The 20,221-nt window shown below is 70.5% G+C and carries 15 protein-coding genes and 1 tRNA gene; 8 read left to right on the top strand and 8 right to left on the bottom strand.

What is annotated here, in order from left to right; translation table 11 throughout:
- Window positions 1-146 precede the first annotated feature (146 nt).
- Window positions 147-1,202: a biotin/lipoate A/B protein ligase family protein gene (locus tag ACH4RC_RS03005; protein ID WP_398195673.1), complete on the top strand. Its 1,056-nt coding sequence runs from the start codon at window positions 147-149 to the stop codon at window positions 1,200-1,202.
- Between the two features lie 25 nt (window positions 1,203-1,227).
- Here ACH4RC_RS03005 and ACH4RC_RS03000 read toward each other — a convergent pair whose 3' ends face one another.
- Window positions 1,228-2,163 carry an aldo/keto reductase gene (locus tag ACH4RC_RS03000; protein ID WP_398194330.1) on the bottom strand — a complete coding sequence of 312 codons (936 nt, stop codon included), beginning with the start codon at window positions 2,161-2,163 and terminating at the stop codon, window positions 1,228-1,230.
- Between the two features lie 91 nt (window positions 2,164-2,254).
- On the opposite strand from ACH4RC_RS03000, the gene ACH4RC_RS02995 reads away from it, so the two are divergent.
- Together ACH4RC_RS02995 and ACH4RC_RS02990 are read left to right on the top strand one after the other, a co-directional pair.
- Complete coding sequence (locus ACH4RC_RS02995) at window positions 2,255-2,851, top strand: TetR/AcrR family transcriptional regulator (protein WP_398194327.1); 597 nt, start codon at window positions 2,255-2,257, stop codon at window positions 2,849-2,851.
- Between the two features lie 188 nt (window positions 2,852-3,039).
- Window positions 3,040-4,017 (top strand): lytic polysaccharide monooxygenase, encoded by a 978-nt coding sequence (locus ACH4RC_RS02990; RefSeq protein WP_398194324.1) that lies wholly within the window; start codon window positions 3,040-3,042, stop codon window positions 4,015-4,017.
- A 62-nt stretch (window positions 4,018-4,079) separates the two neighbouring features.
- Here ACH4RC_RS02990 and ACH4RC_RS02985 read toward each other — a convergent pair.
- From ACH4RC_RS02985 to sucC, 4 genes are all read right to left on the bottom strand, one after another.
- Window positions 4,080-4,167: transfer RNA gene (locus ACH4RC_RS02985), tRNA-Leu, on the bottom strand.
- A gap of 177 nt (window positions 4,168-4,344) precedes the next feature.
- A complete protein-coding gene (locus tag ACH4RC_RS02980) occupies window positions 4,345-5,883 on the bottom strand; it encodes an aldehyde dehydrogenase family protein (protein WP_398194322.1) in 1,539 nt (512 codons plus the stop codon).
- Between the two features lie 178 nt (window positions 5,884-6,061).
- On the bottom strand, window positions 6,062-6,952 hold the full coding sequence (sucD, locus tag ACH4RC_RS02975; RefSeq protein ID WP_398194320.1) for a succinate--CoA ligase subunit alpha: 891 nt from the start codon (window positions 6,950-6,952) through the stop codon (window positions 6,062-6,064).
- Between the two features lie 11 nt (window positions 6,953-6,963).
- Entirely contained in the window at window positions 6,964-8,109 is a 1,146-nt protein-coding gene (gene sucC, locus ACH4RC_RS02970) for an ADP-forming succinate--CoA ligase subunit beta (RefSeq protein ID WP_398194318.1), read from the bottom strand.
- Window positions 8,110-8,255: 146 nt separating this feature from the next.
- Between sucC and ACH4RC_RS02965 the strand changes: the two genes are divergently transcribed.
- From ACH4RC_RS02965 to ACH4RC_RS02945, 5 genes are all read left to right on the top strand, one after another.
- The gene (locus ACH4RC_RS02965) at window positions 8,256-9,956 is read left to right on the top strand and encodes a thiamine pyrophosphate-binding protein (RefSeq protein ID WP_398194315.1); all 1,701 of its coding nucleotides are present in this window, start codon (window positions 8,256-8,258) and stop codon (window positions 9,954-9,956) included.
- Window positions 9,957-9,968: 12 nt separating this feature from the next.
- Window positions 9,969-11,198 (top strand): formyl-CoA transferase, encoded by a 1,230-nt coding sequence (gene frc, locus ACH4RC_RS02960; RefSeq protein ID WP_398194313.1) that lies wholly within the window; start codon window positions 9,969-9,971, stop codon window positions 11,196-11,198.
- Window positions 11,199-13,355 carry an acetate--CoA ligase family protein gene (locus ACH4RC_RS02955; RefSeq protein ID WP_398194310.1) on the top strand — a complete coding sequence of 719 codons (2,157 nt, stop codon included), beginning with the start codon at window positions 11,199-11,201 and terminating at the stop codon, window positions 13,353-13,355.
- A gap of 122 nt (window positions 13,356-13,477) precedes the next feature.
- Window positions 13,478-14,863 (top strand): OFA family MFS transporter, encoded by a 1,386-nt coding sequence (locus tag ACH4RC_RS02950; protein ID WP_398194307.1) that lies wholly within the window; start codon window positions 13,478-13,480, stop codon window positions 14,861-14,863.
- A gap of 1 nt (window position 14,864) precedes the next feature.
- Window positions 14,865-16,241, top strand: a complete 1,377-nt coding sequence (locus ACH4RC_RS02945) for an OFA family MFS transporter (protein WP_398194304.1) — start codon at window positions 14,865-14,867, stop codon at window positions 16,239-16,241.
- 62 nt (window positions 16,242-16,303) lie between these two features.
- On the opposite strand, the gene ACH4RC_RS02940 is transcribed toward ACH4RC_RS02945, so the two are convergent.
- The 3 genes from ACH4RC_RS02940 to eboE form a co-directional block, all read right to left on the bottom strand.
- Entirely contained in the window at window positions 16,304-17,485 is a 1,182-nt protein-coding gene (locus ACH4RC_RS02940) for a sugar phosphate isomerase/epimerase family protein (RefSeq protein ID WP_398194302.1), read from the bottom strand.
- Between the two features lie 179 nt (window positions 17,486-17,664).
- Complete coding sequence (locus ACH4RC_RS02935) at window positions 17,665-19,050, bottom strand: nucleotide pyrophosphatase/phosphodiesterase family protein (protein ID WP_398194299.1); 1,386 nt, start codon at window positions 19,048-19,050, stop codon at window positions 17,665-17,667.
- Window positions 19,047-20,219 (bottom strand): metabolite traffic protein EboE, encoded by a 1,173-nt coding sequence (gene eboE, locus ACH4RC_RS02930; protein ID WP_398194296.1) that lies wholly within the window; start codon window positions 20,217-20,219, stop codon window positions 19,047-19,049. The genes ACH4RC_RS02935 and eboE overlap by 4 nt, the downstream gene beginning before the upstream one ends.
- Between the last annotated feature and the right edge of the window lie 2 nt (window positions 20,220-20,221).

The following is a 20,221-nucleotide window of genomic DNA, read 5'->3' as shown; positions in this document are numbered from 1 at the left end:
TCCGGGGCAAGGCTCTGTCCGGTCACGTACGGCGGGCTCCGCCGGAACAGCCGCGGCCAGTCGGAATGTCCGGCTTGCGGATAGCGTTGCCCGCAATGAGGACCATGCGCGGGCTCAGGAACGTCCGCGGCGGAAGGCGGCGCACAGTGCACGGCGAGTACAAGATCCCCGGCGGCAAGCTCGTCGTCGCGGATGTCGAGGTGGCGGACGGCGTCCTGCGCGATGTCCGCGTGGCGGGCGACTTCTTCCTGGAACCGGACGAGGCGCTCCTGGCGATCAACGCCGCGCTCGAGGGCGCCCCGGCCGACGCCGACCACGCGGCGCTCGCCGCCCGCGTCGAGGCGGCGCTGCCGCCCGGCACCGTCATGCTCGGCCTGACCACCGAGGGCGTCGCCACGGCCGTGCGCCGCGCGCTCGCCCAGGCCACCGACTGGCGCGACTACGACTGGCAGCTCGTCCACGACGCCCCGCAGTCCCCCGTGCTGCACATGGCGCTCGACGAGGTGATGGTGGAGGAGGTCGCGCTCGGGCACCGCCCGCCGACCCTGCGCGTGTGGGAGTGGGACCGCCCCGCCGTGATCATCGGCAGCTTCCAGTCGCTGCGCAACGAGGTGGACGCCGAGGGCGCCGACCGGCACGGGGCCACCGTGGTGCGGCGGATCTCCGGCGGCGGCGCCATGTTCGCCGAACCGAAGTCGACGATCACGTACTCGCTCGCCGTCCCCGAGTCCCTGGTCTCGGGGCTCTCCTTCCAGGACTCGTACGCCTACCTCGACGACTGGGTGCTCGAAGCCCTCGGCGACATGGGTATCAAGGCGTGGTACCAGCCGCTCAACGACATCGCCACCGAGGTCGGCAAGGTCGCGGGTGCCGCCCAGAAGCGGATCGTGGCGGGCAGGGGCGCCGTGCTCCACCACGTGACCATGTCCTACGACATCGACGCCGACAAGATGGTCGAGGTGCTGCGCATCGGCAAGGAGAAGCTCTCCGACAAGGGCACCAAGAGCGCCAAGAAGCGCGTCGACCCCCTGCGCCGACAGACCGGGCTGCCCCGCGAGGAGGTCATCGCCCGCATGATCGACTCCTTCCGCGCCCGCTACGGGCTCTCCGAGGGCCGGGTGACGGAGTCGGAGATGGCCCGCGCGGAGGAACTGGTGCGGACGAAGTTCGGCACGGCGGAGTGGACGGCACGGGTGCCGTAGCCGCCTTCTGTCGGGGCGCCGGGTATCAGTGCAGCTCGATGTCCCCGTCGCGCGTCGGTACGGCGTCGAGCGCGGCCAGCGTCGCCTCGTCGAAGGCGAGCGCGCCCGCGTCGACGTTGGCCCGCAGGTGCTCCGGGTCGGCGGTGCCCGGGATGAGCAGCACGTTCGGGGCGTGGTGGAGCAGCCAGGCGAGGCCGGCCTGCGCGGGCGTGCTGCCGAGGGTTCGCGCCGCCTCGACGACGGCGGGCTCGTCGGTCACTTTCGGCATGCCGGGGAAGGCGCTGCCGAGCGGGAAGTAGGGCACCCACGCGATGCCCTCGTCGACGCAGAGCCGCAGCATGTCCTCGTCGCCGCGCGCTACGAGACTGTAGGCGTTCTGCACACAGGCGACGCCCACAGGGAGCGACCTGCGCAGTTGGTCGGCGGTGACATTGCTGACGCCGATCGCGCCGATCTTGCCCTCGTCGCGGAGGCCGGTCAGCACGGCGAGCTGGTCGTCCATGTCGACGAGCTGGTCCCCCTCGGCGCGCAGCCCGGGGCCGGTGTCGGCGCGGCGCAGGTTGACGAGCGGGATCTGATCGAGGCGGAGGCTCTTGAGGTTGTCGTCGACCTGGGCCCGCAGTTGCTCGGGCCGCTGGGCGAGGCGGAGCGGGAGGGGGCCGTCGTGCGCGGGTTCGGCTCCGACCTTGCTGACGACGATGGCGTCGTCCTCGGCGCTCAGCGCCTCGGCGATGACCTCGTTGACGAAGCCGTGTCCGTAGAACTGGGCGGTGTCGATGTGGTCGATGCCGAGTTCGACGGCGCGGCGCAGGAGCGCGACGGCGGCGGCGCGGTCGTCCCGGAGCCGTTCGAGCTGCATGGCGCCGAAGCCGATACGGGAGACGGTGCGCCCGGCGAGCGAGCCGGGCCCGCCGGGACGGCCAGTGGGTTCAGTGGAGACGCTGGAGCTGGTGGAAGCCATGACGATGCCACCCTCGTGAGACGATGGGGTAAACGGAGGGACTCCGTTACTGCGACTGCGCCGACCGTACACCAACCGGAGGGCCTCCGTTTTGATCGCGCCTGACTCCGCCGAGCCCGCACGCTCCGAACGGCCGGCCCGCGCCGACGCCCGCCGCAACCGCGAGAAGCTCCTCGCCGCCGCCCGCGCGGCCTTCGCCGCGTCGGGCGGGGCCGCGCCCCTCGACGCCATCGCCCGTGAGGCGGGGGTCGGCATCGGCACGCTCTACCGCCACTTCCCCACGCGAGAAGCGCTCGTCGAGGCCCTGTACGCCGCCGAGCTCGACGCCGTGGTCGACAGCGCGCCCGCCCTCCTCGCCGACCTTCCGCCCGAGGCCGCGCTGCGCGCCTGGGTCGAGCGGTACGCCGCTTTCTGCGCGGCCAAGCGCGGCATGTCGGACACACTGCGGGCGGGCTGGGCCGCGGGCACCATCGCGACTCCGGCCACCCGGGAACGGATCACCGCGGCGATCGCGCTCATCCTCGACGCCGGGGTGCGGGCGGGCGACCTGCGGGCGGACGTGGAGGCCGGGGAGATCACGCTGATGCTCCTCGGGGTCTTCCTCTCCACGACGGCGGTCAACTGTCCCGAGAAGACAGCCCGGTTGCAGGACCTGGTGGTGGACGTGCTGCGCCCGTCCTCGGCCTGACCGGCGCCCTTGACCGGCGCCCTTGACCGGCGCCCTTGACCGGCGCCCTGACCACCGCCCTGACCACCGCCCTGACCGCCGCAGGAAATCAGCCATATCGGAACGGACGGCAACCTTCGGGGCATCGGCGGCAACCACCCGGCGAGCCACTCATCGGAAACTCCCGCCCCCACCGAAGGAGACGTTCCATGACTGTTCCTCGCTCAGCCCGCCGCTCGGCTCGCCGCTCGGCTCGCCGCTCCGCCAGAGCCGCCGCTCTGGCCGGCGCCCTGGGTACGGCCGCGGCGGCGGTGCTCGCGTTCCCGGGCTCCGCCTCCGCGCACGGCGTGGCCCTGACGCCCGGATCCCGTACGTACCTCTGCTACAAGGATCTGCTCGCCCATTCCTCGACCCAGATGCCGGCCAACCCCGCCTGCAAGGCGGCGGTGCAGTCGGCCGGCACCACCCCGCTCTACAACTGGTTCGCGGTGCTCGACTCGAACGCGGGCGGCCGCGGCCAGGGCTACGTCGCCGACGGCAAACTGTGCAGCGCGGGCGACCGCAGCCCGTACAGCTTCTCCCCGTACAACGCGGCCCGCACCGACTGGCCGGTCACCCACCTGACGGCGGGCGCCAATATCCAGCTGAAGTACAGCAACTGGGCGCACCACCCGGGCTCGTTCAGGGTCTACGTCACCAAGCAGGGCTTCGATGCGACACAGCCCCTGCGCTGGGCGGACCTGGAGCAGTTGCAGACCATCACCAACCCGCCGAACAACGGCGGCCCGGGTACGGAAGCGGGCCACTACTACTGGAACCTCCAGCTGCCGCAGCGCACCGGCCGCCACATGATGTTCGTCCAGTGGGTCCGCTCCGACAGCCAGGAGAACTTCTTCTCGTGCTCGGACCTGGTCTTCGACGGGGGCAACGGCGAGGTCACCGGGTTGTCCAGCGCCGCGCGCTCGATCAGCGCGGCGGTCCCGGCTGCGGCACACGCGGACCATGCGGCGCACACCGGCCACGCGGCGCATCAGGCGGTGGCGGCGCCGGCAGCCGACACCGCTGAGCAGAACGCCGCGTCCACCCTCAACAAGGCCGGCACGCTCGCGGCCACCAGCGCGGTCGCCCTGCTCGGCGGCACCGTCCTCCATCTGCGCCTGCGCAAGCCGCGCACCGACGGCCGTTGATGACCCTGCCCATGCGGAAATCCCCAGGTCAACGATGCGACCTGGGGATTTCTATGCTGCGATGGTGTCCGAGGGGGGACTTGAACCCCCACGCCCGATAAAGGGCACTAGCACCTCAAGCTAGCGCGTCTGCCATTCCGCCACCCGGACAAGGTGTCTGCCGTTCGCGGGGCGTTTCCCGCGGCGACATGGACAACAATACCAAGGTTTCGGAGCGCCTTTCACCTGCGTATCCGTCCCGCGTGACCTGCGGGTTTACTTCTACACGTGCTTCTGCACGAGGAGTGACGGGGCCGTCACGGGGGCGGCCCCGCCGCGCACCGGGGTTCAGGCCGGCATCAGGTGGTACTCGGGAAAGTTCCCCGGCAGCCGCTCCCCCGCCGGGCCTTGCGTGACGGCGCGGATCAGCAGCTCGCCGCCGACGAACGCGCCACGCCAGGACGCCCCGAACCCGCCGAACAACTCGTCCCGGTCCCCGCGCGAGCGAGCCGTGCCGTGGCCGACCTTGAAGGCGCGGATCTGCGGGGCGAGCCGCGCGTACGTGGCCTCGTCGTCGGTGGAGAGGGTCGCCACCAGCGCGCCGTTCGAGGCGTTCATCGCGGCGAGCAGCTCCGCCTCGGTGTCGACCAGGACGATCGTGTCGACCGGGCCGAAGGGTTCGGCGTGGTGCAGCGGGGACGACGGGGGCGGGGCGAGCAGGGTGACAGGGTGGACGTACGCGCTCGTGTCCTGGCCGGGCAGGAAGCGGCCCGGGTCGGGGGCGGCGCGGTACACGGGCACGGCGCCGCGATCAACGGCCTCGGCGACCTGGTCGGTCAGCTCCTTCGCCTTGGCCGCGTTGATGAGCGGGCCGAAGTCCAGCTCCGGGTACGGGTCCGCCGGGTCGGACACGGCCAGCGGATGGCCGACGCGCAGGGTGCGTACGGCGGGCAGGTACGCGGCGAGGAACGCGTCGAAGGCGTCGCGCTGCACGACGAAGCGCGGGTAGGCGGTGCAGCGCTGCTTCCCGTAGTCGAAGAGCTTGGGGATCGTCGCGGCCAGCTTCGGCCAGTCGGTGAAGTTCCAGATGCCCCAGGTGTTGAGTCCCTCCTGTTCGAGGATGTGGCGTTTGCCGAGGTCGGCAACGTCCGTGGCGACGTGGGCGCCGGTGTCGCGGCCGCCGACGAAGGAGACGCAGCCGATCTCGGGCGCCCGTACGAGCGCCTGGGAGAGCTGCCCGCCGCTGCCGCTGACGAGCGTGACCGGGACGCCTTCGCGGGCGGCGAGGGCGCAGGCCAGGGTGAGGCAGGAGACGCCGCCGTCGGTCGGGGCCTTGGCGATGACCGCGTTCCCTGCCAGTGCTTGGACCAGCAATGTGTGAACGAGCACGCTCATCGGATAGTTCCAGCTGGCGATGTTGGAGACCGGGCCGGTCAGGGGGGTGCGGTCGCCGAGCATGGTGTCGACGCCGTCGACGTACCAGCGCACGCCGTCGATGGCCCGGTCCACGTCGGCCAGGGCGAGCCGCCACGGCTTGCCGATCTCCCAGACGAGCAGCAGCGCGAGCAGGTCGCGGTGGTGGGCGAGGGCGTCGAGGGTGGCGGCGACCCGGGCCCGCCGCTCGGCGAGAGGGATGTGGCGCCAGGCACGGTGCTGGTCGAGTGAGGCGCGTACGGCTTGGTGGGCGCCGGCCGCGTCGAGACGCGGCGGACCGGCGACGGGGCGGCCGTCGACCGGGGTGGTGGCGGGCAACGGGTGGCCGTCGGCGTGCCAGCCCGCGTTCCAGAGGTTGAGGACGCGGTCGTCGCGGAAGGCCTCGGGGGCGACGGTGAGGCAGCGCTGCCAGGCGTCGTCCCAGGAGGTGCGGGCCTTGAGGGTGGGTGCCATGGTGGGGTCTCCGCTCACGGTGCACGATCGGGGCGGGTGCGGGGTGCCGGGTGCCGGGTGGCGGGTGCCGGGTGCCGGGTGCGGGGTGCGGGGTGCGGGGTGCGGGTTAGGGACGTCCGTGTGTGCTGCTGTGGGCGCCGCTGTACTTACTGCTGCCGCTGTACCTACTGCTGCCGCTCTACTTGCCGCTGTCTTGAGCGAGCCGTTCCAGCACGAGCCGCGCCGTCATGGTCGGGGTGGACCCGACGCGTACGCCGACGGTCTCCAACGCCTCCTTCTTCGCCTGCGCCGTGCCGGACGAACCGGAGACGATGGCGCCCGCGTGGCCCATCGTGCGGCCCTCGGGCGCGGTGAACCCGGCGACGTAGGCGACGACCGGTTTGGTGACGTGGTCGTGGATGTACGCGGCGGCCCGCTCCTCGGCGTCGCCGCCGATCTCCCCGATGAGGACGACGAGGTCGGTGTCCGGGTCGGCCTCGAAGGCGGCGAGGCAGTCGATGTGGGTGGTGCCGATGACGGGGTCGCCGCCGATGCCGACGCAGGTGGAGAAGCCGATGTCGCGCAGTTCGTGCATGAGTTGGTAGGTGAGCGTGCCGGATCTGGAGACGAGTCCGACGCGGCCCGGCTTGGTGATGTCGGCGGGGATGATGCCCGCGCTGGAGTGGCCCGGCGTGATCAGACCAGGGCAGTTGGGGCCGATGACCCGTGTCCCCGTACGGCGGGCGTGGGCGTGGAAGGCGACCGCGTCGTGGACCGGGATGCCTTCCGTGATGACGACGGCGAGCGGCACGCGCGCGTCGGCGGCCTCGATGACGGCGGCCTTGGCGAAGGCGGGCGGGACGAAGACGACGGTGGTGTCGGCGCCCGTCGCCGCGACGGCGTCGTGCACGGTGCCGAAGACGGGGACGGCGCGGTCGTCGAAGTCGACGCTGCGGCCCGCCTTGCGGGGGTTGACGCCGCCGACCACGTCCGTGCCCGCGTCGATCATGCGGCGGGTGTGCTTCATGCCCTCGGCGCCGGTCATGCCCTGGACGAGGACCTTGCTCTCCTTGGTGAGGTAGACGGCCATGTCCCGGTCCCCTAACTGGCGTTCGCGTCGGCGGTGAGGGCGAGGCGTGCGGCCTGGTGTGCGGCGTCGTCCATCGTGGCGGCCTGCCGGACCAACGGATGGGCCCGCTCGTCGAGGAGGGCGCGGCCCCGGGCGGCGTTGTTGCCGTCGAGGCGGACGACGATCGGCTTGGTCGGCCGGACGCTGTCGAGGGCGCGCACGATGCCGTCGGCGACGGCGTCGCAGGCCGTGATGCCGCCGAAGACGTTGACGAGTACGGACCTCACGCCGGGGTCGGCGAGGACGACGTTCAGCCCGTCGGCCATGGTGCGGGCGGAGGCGCCGCCGCCGATGTCGAGGAAGTCGGCGGGACGGGCTCCGCAGTCGGCGACGACGTCGAGGGTCGACATGACGAGCCCCGCGCCGTTGCCGATGACCCCGACCTCGCCGTCCAGCTTCACGTAGGTGAGCCCCTTCGCCGCCGCTTCGGCCTCCAGCGGATCGTCGTGCGTCGCCTCCCGGGTGGCCCAACGCGTCTGCCGGAAGCGGGCGTTGTCGTCGAGGGTGACCTTGCCGTCGAGGGCGAGGATCTGCCCTTGCGCGGTGCGGACGAGGGGGTTCACCTCGACGAGGACGGCGTCCTCCCGGACAAGGACGGCCCAGAGGCGGACCAGAGCGTCGACGCACTGCGCGGGCAGTCCGGCCGCCTCGGTGATACGGGCGGCCACCGCCGTGGTGACGCCCTCGGCCGGGTCCACGGGGATGCGCGCGACCGCTTCGGGCCGGGCCGCGGCGACCTCCTCGATCTCCATGCCGCCCTCGGCGGAGGCGATGGCGAGGAAGGTGCCGGCCGCGCGGTCGAGGACGTAGGAGACGTAGAACTCGGCTTCGATTTCGACGGGTTGGGCGAGCATCACCGTGCGCACCATGTGGCCTTTGATGTCCATGCCGAGGATCCGGCGCGCCGCGTCCTCGGCGGCGGCCGGGTCGGTGGCGAGCCCGACGCCGCCCGCCTTGCCGCGGCCGCCCGTCTTCACCTGCGCCTTGACGACGACGGGGCCGCCGAGGCGGCGCGCGATACGCCGCGCCTCCTCGGCGGAGTCGGTGACTTCCGCGGGCGGTACCAACACGCCGTGTTCTGCGAAGAGTTGCCTCGCCTGATGCTCGTACAGGTCCATTCCGGCTCCTGACTCGAAAGTGCCGCACGCCCCCTGGACACCGTTCATCGGATGCGGGATAACAAGGTTCATACAGTATTCGTCGACTGTATGCAATGTACGAACCAGTTGCGTGAGAGCCCCTGAGGAAGGGACGGGACTTCGTCATGCCCCAGTCCGATGCGGACAAGGACAACGGCCAGGAACAGATCTCCGGCGGGCATCTGGTCGCCAAGGCGCTCAAGGCCGAGGGGGTGGAGGTCATCTACACCCTGTGCGGCGGCCACATCATCGACATCTACGACGGCTGCGTCGACGAAGGCATCGAAGTCGTCGACGTACGCCATGAACAGGTCGCCGCGCACGCGGCGGACGGCCACGCGCGCGTGACCGGCAAACCCGGCTGCGCCGTCGTGACGGCCGGGCCCGGCACGACCGACGCCGTCACCGGTGTCGCCAACGCGCTGCGCGCCGAGTCACCGATGCTGCTCATCGGCGGCCAAGGGGCCCACACACAACACAAGATGGGGTCTCTCCAGGACCTGCCGCACGTGGACATGATGGCCCCGATCACCAAGTTCGCCGCGACGGTGCCGGACACCGCGCGCGCGGCCGACATGGTCTCCATGGCGTTCCGCGAGTGCTACCACGGGGCGCCGGGGCCCTCCTTCCTGGAGATACCGCGCGACGTGCTCGACGCGAAGGTTCCGGTGGACAAGGCGCGCGTGCCACGGGCCGGCCACTACCGCGCGTCCACCAGGTCCGCCGGCGACCCGGAGTCCGTCGAGAAACTCGCCGACCTGCTCGTGCACGCGGAGAAGCCCGCGATCCTGCTCGGCAGCCAGGTGTGGACCACGCGCGGCACCGCCGCCGCCATCGACCTCGTACGCACCCTGAACGTGCCCGCCTACATGAACGGTGCGGGGCGCGGCACCCTGCCGCCCGGCGATCCGCACCACTTCCAGCTGTCGCGCCGCTACGCCTTCTCCAACGCCGACCTCATCGTCATCGTCGGCACGCCCTTCGACTTCCGTATGGGCTACGGGAAGCGGCTCTCCCCCGACGCGACCGTCGTGCAGATCGACCTCGACTACCGCACCGTCGGCAAGAACCGCGACATCGACCTCGGCATCGTCGGCGACGCGGGACTCATCCTCAAGTCGGTCACGGAGGCCGCCTCTGGGCGGCTCAACGGAGGCGCCGCCAAGCGCAAGGAGTGGCTCGACGAACTGCGCGCCGCCGAGCAGACAGCGATCGAGAAGCGGCTGCCGAGCCTCCGCTCCGACGCCTCCCCCATCCACCCCTACCGGCTCGTCAGCGAGATCAACGACTTCCTCACCGAGGACTCGCTCTACATCGGTGACGGCGGCGACATCGTCACCTTCTCCGGACAGGTCGTGCAGCCCAAGGCGCCCGGCCACTGGATGGACCCGGGGCCGCTCGGCACGCTCGGCGTCGGCATCCCCTTCGTCCTGGCCGCCAAGAAGGCGCGGCCCGACAAGGAGGTGGTGGCGCTCTTCGGCGACGGCGCGTTCTCCCTGACCGGCTGGGACTTCGAGACGCTCGTCCGCTACGACCTGCCCTTCGTCGGGATCGTCGGCAACAACTCCTCGATGAACCAGATCCGCTACGGCCAGAAGGCGAAGTACGGCGCCGAGCGCGAGCGCGTCGGCAACACCCTCGGCGACGTCCCCTACGACCAGTTCGCCCGCATCCTCGGCGGCCACGGCGAGGAGGTCCGCGACCCCGCCGACATCGGCCCGGCGCTGCGCCGCGCACGTGAGTCCGGCAAACCGTCCCTGATCAACGTGTGGATCGATCCGGACGCGTACGCCCCCGGAACCATGAACCAGACCATGTACAAGTGAGGTGAGACCCTCGTGACCAAGGCTCTCGAAGGCATACGCGTCCTCGACATGACCCACGTCCAGTCGGGGCCCTCCGCCACCCAGCTCCTCGCATGGCTCGGCGCGGACGTCGTCAAGCTGGAGGCCCCGACCGGCGACATCACGCGCAAGCAACTGCGTGACATCCCGGACGTCGACTCCCTGTACTTCACGATGCTCAACTGCAACAAGCGGAGCATCACCCTCAACACCAAGACGGAGCGCGGCAAGGAGCTGCTCACCGAGCTGATCCGCCGCTCCGACGTCATGGTCGAGAACTTCGGACCCGGCGCCGTGGACCGCATGGGCTTCACCTGGGAGCGCATCCAGGAGATCAATCCGCGGATCGTGTACGCGTCCATCAAGGGCTTCGGCGAGGGCCCGTACACCAACTTCAAGGCGTACGAGGTCGTCGCCCAGGCGATGGGCGGCTCCATGGCGACCACCGGCTTCGAGGACGGGCCGCCGCTCGCCACGGGCGCCCAGATCGGCGACTCCGGGACCGGCGTCCACGCGGTGGCCGGCATCCTCGCCGCCCTGCTGCAGCGCGAGCGCACCGGGCGCGGGCAGCGCGTGAACGTGGCCATGCAGCACGCCGTGCTCAACCTGTGCCGCGTCAAACTCCGCGACCAGCAGCGCCTGGCGCACGGCCCGCTCGCCGAGTACCCGAACGAGGACTTCGGCGACGAGGTGCCGCGCTCCGGCAACGCCTCCGGCGGCGGACAGCCCGGATGGGCCGTGAAGTGCGCGCCGGGCGGACCCAACGACTACGTGTACGTGATCGTGCAGCCGGTGGGCTGGCAGCCGCTGACCGAGCTGATCGGTCGGCCCGAACTGGCCACCGACCCCGAGTGGGCGACTCCGGAGGCGCGCCTCCCCCAGCTCAACAAGATGTTCCAGCTGATCGAGGAGTGGTCCTCGACTCTGGCCAAGTGGGAGGTCCTGGAGAAGCTCAACGCGCACAACATCCCGTGCGGCCCGATCCTCTCCACCAAGGAGATCATCGAGGACGCCTCGCTCGTCGCGAACGAGATGGTCGTCGAGGTGGCGCACCCCCGGCGGGGCTCCTTCACCACAGTCGGCTCCCCGCTCAAACTCTCCGACTCCCCGGTCGACGTGACCGGCTCCCCGCTCCTCGGCGAGCACAACGAAGAGGTCTACGTCGGTGAACTCGGGCTCGGCGACGAGGAACTGCACCTGCTCAAGTCGGACGGGGTGATCTGATTGCCGGCCGAGGACCGGAAGCCGACGGTACGCGCGCTGCTCGACGCCGTACGGGGAGAGGGACGCACGGCGCTCACCGCGCCGGAGGGCAAGGTGATCGCCGACGCGTACGGGATCGCCGTCCCCGGCGAGGCGCTGGCCACCGACGTCGACGAGGCGGTGGCCGCCGCGGCGCGCTTCGGCAAGCCCGTCGTCCTGAAGATCGTCTCCCCCGACATCCTGCACAAGACCGACGCGGGCGGCGTCGTCGTCGGTGTGGAGGGCGCGGCCGGTGTCCGCGCGGCCTTCCACCGGATCATCGACAACGCGCGCGCGTACGCGCCCGACGCGCGCATCGAAGGCGTACAGGTGCAGGAGCTGCTGCCGACGGGCGCGGAGACGCGAGAGGTCATCGTCGGGGCGGTCACCGATCCGACGTTCGGCAAGATCGTCGCCTTCGGGCTCGGTGGTGTGCTGGTGGAGGTCCTGAAGGACGTCACCTTCCGGCTCGCCCCGGTCGACGCCGACGAGGCGGCCGGCATGCTCGACTCCATCGGGGCGGCCGAGGTGCTGCGCGGGGTACGGGGCGCGCGTGGGGTCGACCGGTGGGCGCTTGCCGAGCAGATCCGCCGGGTGTCGCAGCTGGTCACGGACTTCCCCGAGATCGCGGAGGTCGACCTCAACCCGGTGATCGCCACGCCCGAGGGCGCGGTCGCCGCCGACATCCGGGTCATCCTCGCCGAAGGGGCGCCGAAGCCGCGACGCACGTACACGCGCGAGGAGATCCTCACGACCATGCGGCGGCTCATGCAGCCGAGCTCGGTCGCCGTGATCGGCGCCTCCAACGAGGCGGGCAAGATCGGCAACTCCGTGATGCGCAACCTCATCGACGGCGGCTTCTCCGGGGAGATCCACCCGGTGAACCCCAAGGCCGACGACATCCTGGGCCGCAAGGCGTACCAGAGCGTCACCGACGCGCCCGGCGACGTGGACGTGGCGGTCTTCGCGATCCCCGCCAAGTTCGTCGCCGCGGCTCTGGAGGAGGTGGGGCGCAAAGGCATCCCGAACGCGGTACTCATCCCGTCCGGCTTCGCCGAGACCGGTGAACAGGCGCTGCAGGACGAGATCGTGGCCATCGGCGAGCGCCACGGGGTACGGCTCCTCGGACCGAACATCTACGGCTACTACGCGACGTGGCACAACCTGTGCGCCACGTTCTGCACGCCCTACGACGTGAAGGGCGGCGTGGCTCTCACCTCGCAGTCGGGCGGCATCGGCATGGCCATCCTGGGCTTCGCGCGCACCACCGGGACAGGCGTCTCGGCGATCGTGGGGCTCGGCAACAAATCGGACCTGGACGAGGACGACCTGCTGACCTGGTTCGGCGAGGACCCCCACACCCAGTGCATCGCCATGCACCTGGAGGACCTCAAGGACGGGCGGGCCTTCGTGGAGGCGGCGCGCGCGACCGTGCCGAAGAAGCCGGTCGTCGTCCTGAAGGCGGGGCGGACGGCCGCGGGCGCGCGGGCCGCCGGATCGCACACGGGCGCGCTCGCGGGCGACGACGCCGTCTACGACGACATCCTGCGGCAGGCCGGGGTCATCAGGGCCCCGGGCCTGAACGACATGCTGGAGTACGCGCGGGCGCTTCCCGTGCTGCCCGCCCCGCAGGGCGACAACGTCGTGATCATCACCGGCGCGGGCGGCTCCGGGGTGCTGCTCTCCGACGCGGTCACGGACAACGGGCTGCACCTCATGGAGATCCCGGCCGACCTGGACGCGGCCTTCCGGCGGTTCATCCCGCCGTTCGGGGCCGCGGGCAACCCCGTCGACATCACGGGGGGCGAGCCGCCGTCGACGTACGAGGCGACGATCCGCCTCGGTCTCGAGGACCCGCGCATCCACGCGCTCGTGCTCGGCTACTGGCACACCATCGTCACCCCTCCCATGGTCTTCGCAGAGGTAACGGCCCGCGTGGTGCGGGAGTTCCAGGAGCGCGGCATCGAGAAGCCGGTCGTCGCGTCGCTGGCCGGGGACGTCGAGGTCGAGGAGGCGTGCCAGTACCTGTTCGAGCGCGGGGTGGTCGCGTACCCGTACACGACCGAGAAGCCGGTGGCGGTCCTGGGCGCCAAGTACCGGTGGGCGCGCGCGGCCGGTCTGCTGGGGGGTGGTCGATGAGGTGACCTCCGGCGGGTCCGGCCGGCGGTGCGCGTCGGCCGGACCCAGGTCCCGCGCGCACACGCAAGCAATTTGGACAGGGGGCGCTGGCCAAGTCTTTCGACGCAAGGGGTGCGACCGTCATGACGACCACCGAGCTGCCCGCCGCCGTTCCCTACCGGGAGGTGGCGGACGTCAACGGCCGGGTGTACCGCGTTGGCGAGAGCGACATCGACATCATGGGGCGCAGGCGCAAGTGGATGGTGATCCTGCCCTGGGTGGGCATGATGGGGATCTCCTCCGCCGAGTACGCGTTCGCGTCCGCCGAGGACACGCTGCACACCGCGCACAACTGGAACAGCCTGCACATCTTCTGGATGATGACCGTCTGGGTGTTCTTCCAGGCAGCCGTCGCCTTCCCCGCGGGCAGGCTCCGCGAGAGCGGCCGGCTGCCGGCCCGCTGGGCGATGATGATCGGCGCTTCGGGCACCTTCATGGGGTATCTGTCGCTGGCTCTGGCACCGCACGTCGTCGTCGCCTACATCGGCTTCAGCGTCCTCAGCGGCATGGGCGCGGGCATGGTGTACGCCACCTGCGTCAACATGGTGGGCAAGTGGTATCCGGAGCGCAGGGGCGGCAAGACCGGCTTCGTGAACGGCGGTTTCGCCTACGGGTCGGTGCCGTTCGTCTTCCTGTTCACCGGCTACATGGACCTGACCAACTTCCGCTGGGTGCTGCTCTCGGTGGGCGTGCTGCTCGCCGCGATGGTGGCGTGCGCCGGTTACTTCTTCAAGGACCCGCCGAAGAACTGGTGGCCCGCGCACATCGACCCGCTGAACCCGCCGAGCGACCCACGCGCGCGTAGGTCCCTCGAGAAGAACCCGCCGGCCGTCAAGCAGTACACCCCCATGGAGGCGTGGCGGACCGGCCGGGTGGCGCTGATGTGGTTCTGTCTGGCGTGCACCTCCGGCGTGAACATCTTCGGCATCGCCTTCCAGGTCGACATCGGTGAGGAGGCGGGCTTCGCGGGCGGGATCGTCGCCACGGCGATGTCGCTCAAGGCGATCGTCAACGGCACCGGGCGCGGTGTCATCGGCTGGCTCTCCGACCGCTACGGCCGCAAACAGTGCCTCCTCGCCGTCTGCGCCATCCTGGGCGCGGCCCAGTTCGGCATCCTCTTCTCGGCCGAGGCCAAGAACCTCCCGTTCTTCCTGGTGTTCTCGGCGGTGTCGGGCTTCGGCGGCGGCGCCATCTTCCCGATGTTCGCGGCGCTGACCGCCGACTATTTCGGCGAGAACAACAACGCGACCAACTACGGGATGGTCTACAGCTCCAAGCTCGTCTCCGGACTCGGCGCGGGCCTGGGCGCCCTCATCGTCAGCGCGTGGGGGCATTCCGGCGCCTTCGTCCTGGCGGGCTGCATCTCGTTCTTCGCCGGTTTCGTCGCGCTCTTCCTGTCCCCGCCCGGCAGGCGCAAACCCCGTGAGATCCGACCCAATCCGCAACCGCTCGGTGAGGAGATGGCTTGATATGACGGCGGAGCCCATCGCCGCAGGCAATACTGCATCGGCCCCCGGAACAAGGTACCGAGAGATCACCGACGAGAACGGCCGCGTCTACCGCGTCGGCGAGACGGACCGTGACATCCTCGGTCATTCCCGCAGACTCATGGTGTATCTGCCATGGGTGGCGATGATGGCCATCAGCGTCTCCGAGTACGCGTACGGTTCGGCGGAGGACACCCTGTCCAGCGCCCACGGCTGGACGCAGTCGAACACCTTCTGGATCCTGAGCGTCTGGGTGTTCTTCCAGGCGGGTATCGCCTTCCCGGCCGGCTGGCTGCGGGAGAAAGGGATCCTGACGGCGAAGAGGGCGACCATGACCGGCGCCTTCATGTGCTTGCTGGGATTTCTCGCGCTCAGCCATTTCAGCAACGTGTGGCTGGCGATCCTCGGGTTCGGTGTCGTCGGCGGCCTGGGCTCCGGCCTCGTCTACGCGACCTGTATCAACATGGTCGGCAAATGGTTCCCCGAACGCAAGGGCGGCAAGACCGGATTCGTGAACGGCGGTTTCGCCTACGGGTCTCTGCCCTTCATCTTCATCTTCAACTACGGCTTCGACACGTCGAACTACCACCGGGTACTCGACATGATCGGCGCCTACGTCCTGGTCGTCGTTCTGGTCTGTGCCTTCTTCTTCCGGGACCCACCGAAGAACTGGTGGCCGGCCGAATTCGATCCGCTGGCGAAGACCGGTTCGGGCAAGAGCGGGCGGAGCCTCGCCAAGAATCCACCCGCGGTGCGGCAGTTCACACCGAAAGAGGCAATAAGAACCGGGATGCTGCCGCTGATGTGGCTGAGTCTGGTGCTGACGGCCGGGGTGTCCATCTTCGGCATCTCCTTCCAGGTGGACTTCGCCAAGGAGGTCGGTTTCGGCCCGCTGGTCGCGGCGTCCTCGATGGGCGTCATGGCCGTCATCAACGGTGTCGGACGCGCGGTCGTCGGCTGGCTGTCGGACATTCTGGGCCGCAAGCCCAGCCTCGTCTTCGTCATCGTCGTCCTCGGTCTCGCGCAGTTCGGCGTGGTCTGGGCGGGCGATGTCCACAGCGAATGGCTGTTCCTGTTCTTCGCCTTCCTGTCGGGCTTCGGCGGCGGCGCCTTCTACCCGATGTTCGCGGCGCTGACGCCGGACTACTTCGGCGAGAACTACAACGCCACCAACTACGGGCTCGTCTACAGCGGCAAACTCGTCAGCGGCCTCTTCGGCGGCGGGCTCGGCTCGATGGTGGTCGCCGCGTGGGGCTACAACGGGGCGTACGCGCTGGCCGGCGGCGTCTCCATGGTGGCGGCGGCCGTCGCGCTGCTGCTGCGCCAGCCGGGCCGGGAAGGGGGCGCCGCCGCGCAGTAAGTACTGGCGGAAACTGAGAGGGGCCCGGCTGTGGAGCCGGGCCCCTCTCAGTTCGTGTGCGGTCAGCGCTTCTTGCGCAGGGCCGCCAGGTTGTCGTAACCGGTCTTGGCGTACTTCAGGGACTGGCCGAGATCCGTGGAGCTGGGCGCGTTGTCCTGCTCGACCATGGGGTTGCGGTAGTTCTTCTCGCCGACCCGGCTGAAGAAGGTGCGGTAGTCGATGACGCCCTCACCGAAGACACCCATGTCGTAGCCTTCGCCGCTGGTCTCGTTGCGCGTGCCGTCCTTGGCGTGGAACAGCGGGTAGCGCTTGTTGTGGCGGACGACGAGCCCGGCCGGGTCGAAGACCTTCTCCCGCTGCGAGCCGTCGTGCGCGGTGTAGGTGTGGAACTTGTACTGGGCGACGTGCGCCCAGAAGACGTCCATCTCCAGCCAGACCGCCCTCGGGTCGGTGACCTTGAGGAAGTACTCCAGTTTGCGGATGCCGGAACTGCGGGTCGGGCGGCCCTGGGCGTCGAGCGGGCCACCGTCGAGCAGGAAGCCGTAAGCCGCGTCGTGGTTGTGGGTATAGAGCTTGATACCGGCCTTGCGGGCGATGTCGCCGAGCGCGTTCCACTTGTCGGCGGCGACGTCCCAGTCCGCCTTGTAGGAGCTGTTGGTCGGGTCGCCGCCGGTGCCCATGTGGGCCATGCCGAGGATGTTGGCGATCTCCAGGTGCTTCTTGAACGTGTCGAGGTCGGCCTGGCTGAGCGGCCAGGACGACGGAATGAAACCGTGGTTGCCCTGGGCGCGCAGACCGTACTCGTCGAGCCAGCGGCGCAGCAGCTTGGCGCCCGCGACGGATTCCAGGTTGGCACCGCCGGGGGCGTTGGCGTGCTGGCCGTAGCCGGCGAACTCGACCTGCTTGTACCCGTAGCGGGCCAGCTCTTTGAAGACCTCGCGGAAGCCGGAGGGCAGGTCGGTGGAGAGCGGGTCGCGGCCGGTCGCGTCGCGGACGGTGTAGAGGATGATGCCGCGCTTGTTCGCGGGCACGAGCTCGCTGCCGCGGCCGTGACCGCCGTGGTCGTGCCCGTGGCCGTGGCCACCGCCGGAGTGCTGCTGGGCGAAGGCGGGCGAGGCGCCGAACACGGGCGCGGCGATCGCGCCCGCGGCGACGGCGGTGCAGGTGCTGAGGAAACGGCGGCGGTTGACACCGAGACGCTGTCTGAGGGCCTCGTCGGTGGGGGTATCCTGGAAATCGGTCACGGGTGCCTCTCTCTTCTCGAAGTTCGGTGGAGGTCGTCGGGTCTCGACGTCCGGCGACGGTTGTCGTGCGGGTGAAAGCGGCGGGAGCCACTGGCGCGTTGTCAGTGGCGCGTGCTTCACTCTCTGTAACTGGTCCTGGTCAGGGCTGGGCAGAGCTGAGGACTGTCTCTGTCTCTGTCTCAGCTCAGACCGGCCAGATCGAGCAGCAGCGATTTCACTTGGGTGGCCGGGACACGGCCGGGAAGCGCGTGGGGGGTGGAGCTGATGATGAGCGGACCTTCGTCGTCGCTCGTGGGCAGGCGGCCGTGGCTGCCGCGAATAGGTGAGGCGTCGAGCGGTACGACCGCCATGCGGTAGCGCATGCCGAGTTTCTTGCGGGCGAGCGCGGTCGCGGCCTTGACCTTGACGTAGGGGTCGAGGGGGTCCATGAAGAGTTCGACCGGGTCGTAGCCGGGTTTGCGGTGGATCTCGACGAGCTGCGCGAAGTCGGGAGCGCGGGCGTCGTCGAGCCAGTAGTAGTACGTGAACCAGGCGTCGGGCTCCGCGATCGCGACGAGTTCGCCGGCGCGCGGATGGTCGAGGTGGTGGTCCTTCTTGCCCTGGTCGTCGAGGAGTTGCTCGATACCGGGCAGGTCGGCGAGGGCGGCGCGGGTGGCGTCGAGGTCCTCGGGGCGGCGTACGTAGACGTGGGCGATCTGGTGGTCGGCGACGGCGAAGGCGCGGGAGGCCATCGGGTCGAGGTACTCCATGCCGTCCTGGGTGTGCACCTCGAGGAGGCCGGCGCGGCGCAGGGCGCGGTTGATGTCGACGGGACGGTCCGCGCGGGTGATGCCGTACTCGGACAGGGCGACGACGGTGCGTCCCTCGGCCTTCGCGTCGTCGAGCAGCGGAGCGAGGGCCGTGTCGAGTTCCGTGGCGGCGCGGTGGGCGCGGGGGTCGTCGGGGCCGAAGCGCTGCAGGTCGTAGTCGAGGTGAGGGAGGTAGGACAGGGTGAGGTCGGGGTGGCGGGTGGCCATGACGTGGCGGGTGGCGTCGATGATCCACTGGCTGGAGACGATGTCGGCGCCCGGGCCCCAGAAGTGGAAGAGGGGGAACGTGCCGAGTTTGTCGGTGAGTTCGTCGTGCAGGGCCGGGGGCCGGGTGTAGCAGTCGGGCTCTTTGCGGCCGTCGGCGTAGTAGACGGGGCGGGGGGTGATGGTGATGTCGGTGTCGGCGCCCATGGCGTACCACCAGCAGATGTTGGCGACGGTGTAGCCGGGGTGCGCGCGGCGGGCGGCGTCCCAGAGTTTGTCGCCGGAGACGAGCCCGTTGTGCTGGCGCCACAGGAGGACGTCGCCGAGTTCGCGGAAGTACCAGCCGTTGCCGACGATGCCGTGTTCGGAGGGCATGGTGCCGGTCAGGAACGTGGACTGGGCGGCGCAGGTGACGGCGGGCAGGACGGTGCCGAGCGGGGCGCGGGAGCCGGACTGACCGAGTGCTTTCAGGTGCGGCATGTGGTCGAGGAGGCGGGGGGTGAGGCCGACGACGTCCAGGACGAGGAGCGGGGTGGGGCTGGTGTCCGTCATGGCAGCTCCTTGAGGCCGAGGTCGGTCAAGAGGTCGCGGGCGAGAGCGAGTTCGGCGGCGATGCCGTCGGCGAGCTGGGTGCGGGCCCGGGGGCGCAGTTCGGGCGGCAGCGCCTGCCAGGTGTACGTCTCCACCTCCAGGTGCTGGGTGAGCGGGTGCGCTCCGCCGACGAGGCGGGCCAGCGTGGCCTTGAGGACAGGCAGCGTGGAGGTGAGCGGGGCGGCGGGGGCCGCGTGCAGCGGGACGTGGAAGTGGGCGCGCCACGGGGTGGTGTCCGGCAGGGCGGCTCCATCGAGGGCGGGGCCGAGGTCGTCGGTGCCTTGCATGGCGCCGGCGGTGACGGTGCGGGTCTGGTGCAGGAAGCGGGGTTCGTCGAAGGCGGCGAGGGCCTCGCGGACTTCGGGGAGATGGGGGTGTTCGGCATGGAGGGCGGCGGAGAGCTGCGATTTGACGACCGGGACACGGGCGGCGGCGAGGCCGTCGAGCGCGGTGTCCGGGTCCTCGAAGGAGGTGGCGAGGTGGCAGGTGTCGAGGCACAGGCCGATGCGGTCGGGGCGGGCCACGGCGGTCAGCGGGGCGATGGCGTCGGCGGTGGTCTCCACGGTGCAGCCCGGTTCGGGCTCCAGGCCCACGCGGACCGATCTGCCGGTCAGCTCCTCCAGGGCGTCGAGGCGCTCGGCGAGCGTGACGAGGGCGGCGCGGGCGGTGTCGGCGCGCTGTGCGTCGTAGGCGGTGCGCCAGGCGAGCGGCAGGGTGGAGATGGTGCCGTCGGTGACGTCGGCGGGGAGCAGCGTGGCGAGGAGGTGGGCCAGGTCGCTGGTGTGGGCGAGGCGCTCGGGGTCGGCCCAGTCCGGCTTGTAGACGCGGTACTTGACCTCTTCGGCACCGAACCCTTCGTAGGGGAAGCCGTTGAGGGTGACGACCTCGAGGCCGCGCCGGTCCAGTTCCGCGCGCAGGCCGCGCAGGGCCGCCGGGTCGGTGATCAGGGTGCGGGCGGCGTTCTTCGCGAGCCACAGGCCGATGCCGAGGCGGTCGCGGCCGAGGCGTCTGCGGACGGGTTCGCAGTGGTCGCGGAGTTGGGCGAGGACGCCGTCGAGGGTCTCGGCCGGGTGGACGTTGGTGCAGTACGCGAGGTGGACGGTGGAGCCGTCGGGGTGGCGGAAGCGCATGC

The organism is Streptomyces sp. NPDC016845 (assembly GCF_044332585.1).
Taxonomy (GTDB): domain Bacteria; phylum Actinomycetota; class Actinomycetes; order Streptomycetales; family Streptomycetaceae; genus Streptomyces.
Note: the sequence above shows the minus strand (reverse complement) of the source record. Positions and strands in the feature narration are given on the sequence as shown.

What these genes read in the sequence shown, in the direction of transcription:
- sucD (WP_398194320.1), bottom strand. Translation starts at nt 6,952, where the DNA reads ATGGCCGTCTACCTCACCAAGGAGAGCAAGGTCCTCGTCCAGGGCATG.
- ACH4RC_RS02950 (WP_398194307.1), top strand. Translation starts at nt 13,478, where the DNA reads ATGACGACCACCGAGCTGCCCGCCGCCGTTCCCTACCGGGAGGTGGCG.
- ACH4RC_RS02990 (WP_398194324.1), top strand. Translation starts at nt 3,040, where the DNA reads ATGACTGTTCCTCGCTCAGCCCGCCGCTCGGCTCGCCGCTCGGCTCGC.
- ACH4RC_RS02945 (WP_398194304.1), top strand. Translation starts at nt 14,865, where the DNA reads ATGACGGCGGAGCCCATCGCCGCAGGCAATACTGCATCGGCCCCCGGA.
- sucC (WP_398194318.1), bottom strand. Translation starts at nt 8,109, where the DNA reads ATGGACCTGTACGAGCATCAGGCGAGGCAACTCTTCGCAGAACACGGC.
- ACH4RC_RS02980 (WP_398194322.1), bottom strand. Translation starts at nt 5,883, where the DNA reads ATGGCACCCACCCTCAAGGCCCGCACCTCCTGGGACGACGCCTGGCAG.
- ACH4RC_RS02935 (WP_398194299.1), bottom strand. Translation starts at nt 19,050, where the DNA reads ATGACGGACACCAGCCCCACCCCGCTCCTCGTCCTGGACGTCGTCGGC.
- eboE (WP_398194296.1), bottom strand. Translation starts at nt 20,219, where the DNA reads ATGCGCTTCCGCCACCCCGACGGCTCCACCGTCCACCTCGCGTACTGC.
- ACH4RC_RS02965 (WP_398194315.1), top strand. Translation starts at nt 8,256, where the DNA reads ATGCCCCAGTCCGATGCGGACAAGGACAACGGCCAGGAACAGATCTCC.
- ACH4RC_RS03000 (WP_398194330.1), bottom strand. Translation starts at nt 2,163, where the DNA reads ATGGCTTCCACCAGCTCCAGCGTCTCCACTGAACCCACTGGCCGTCCC.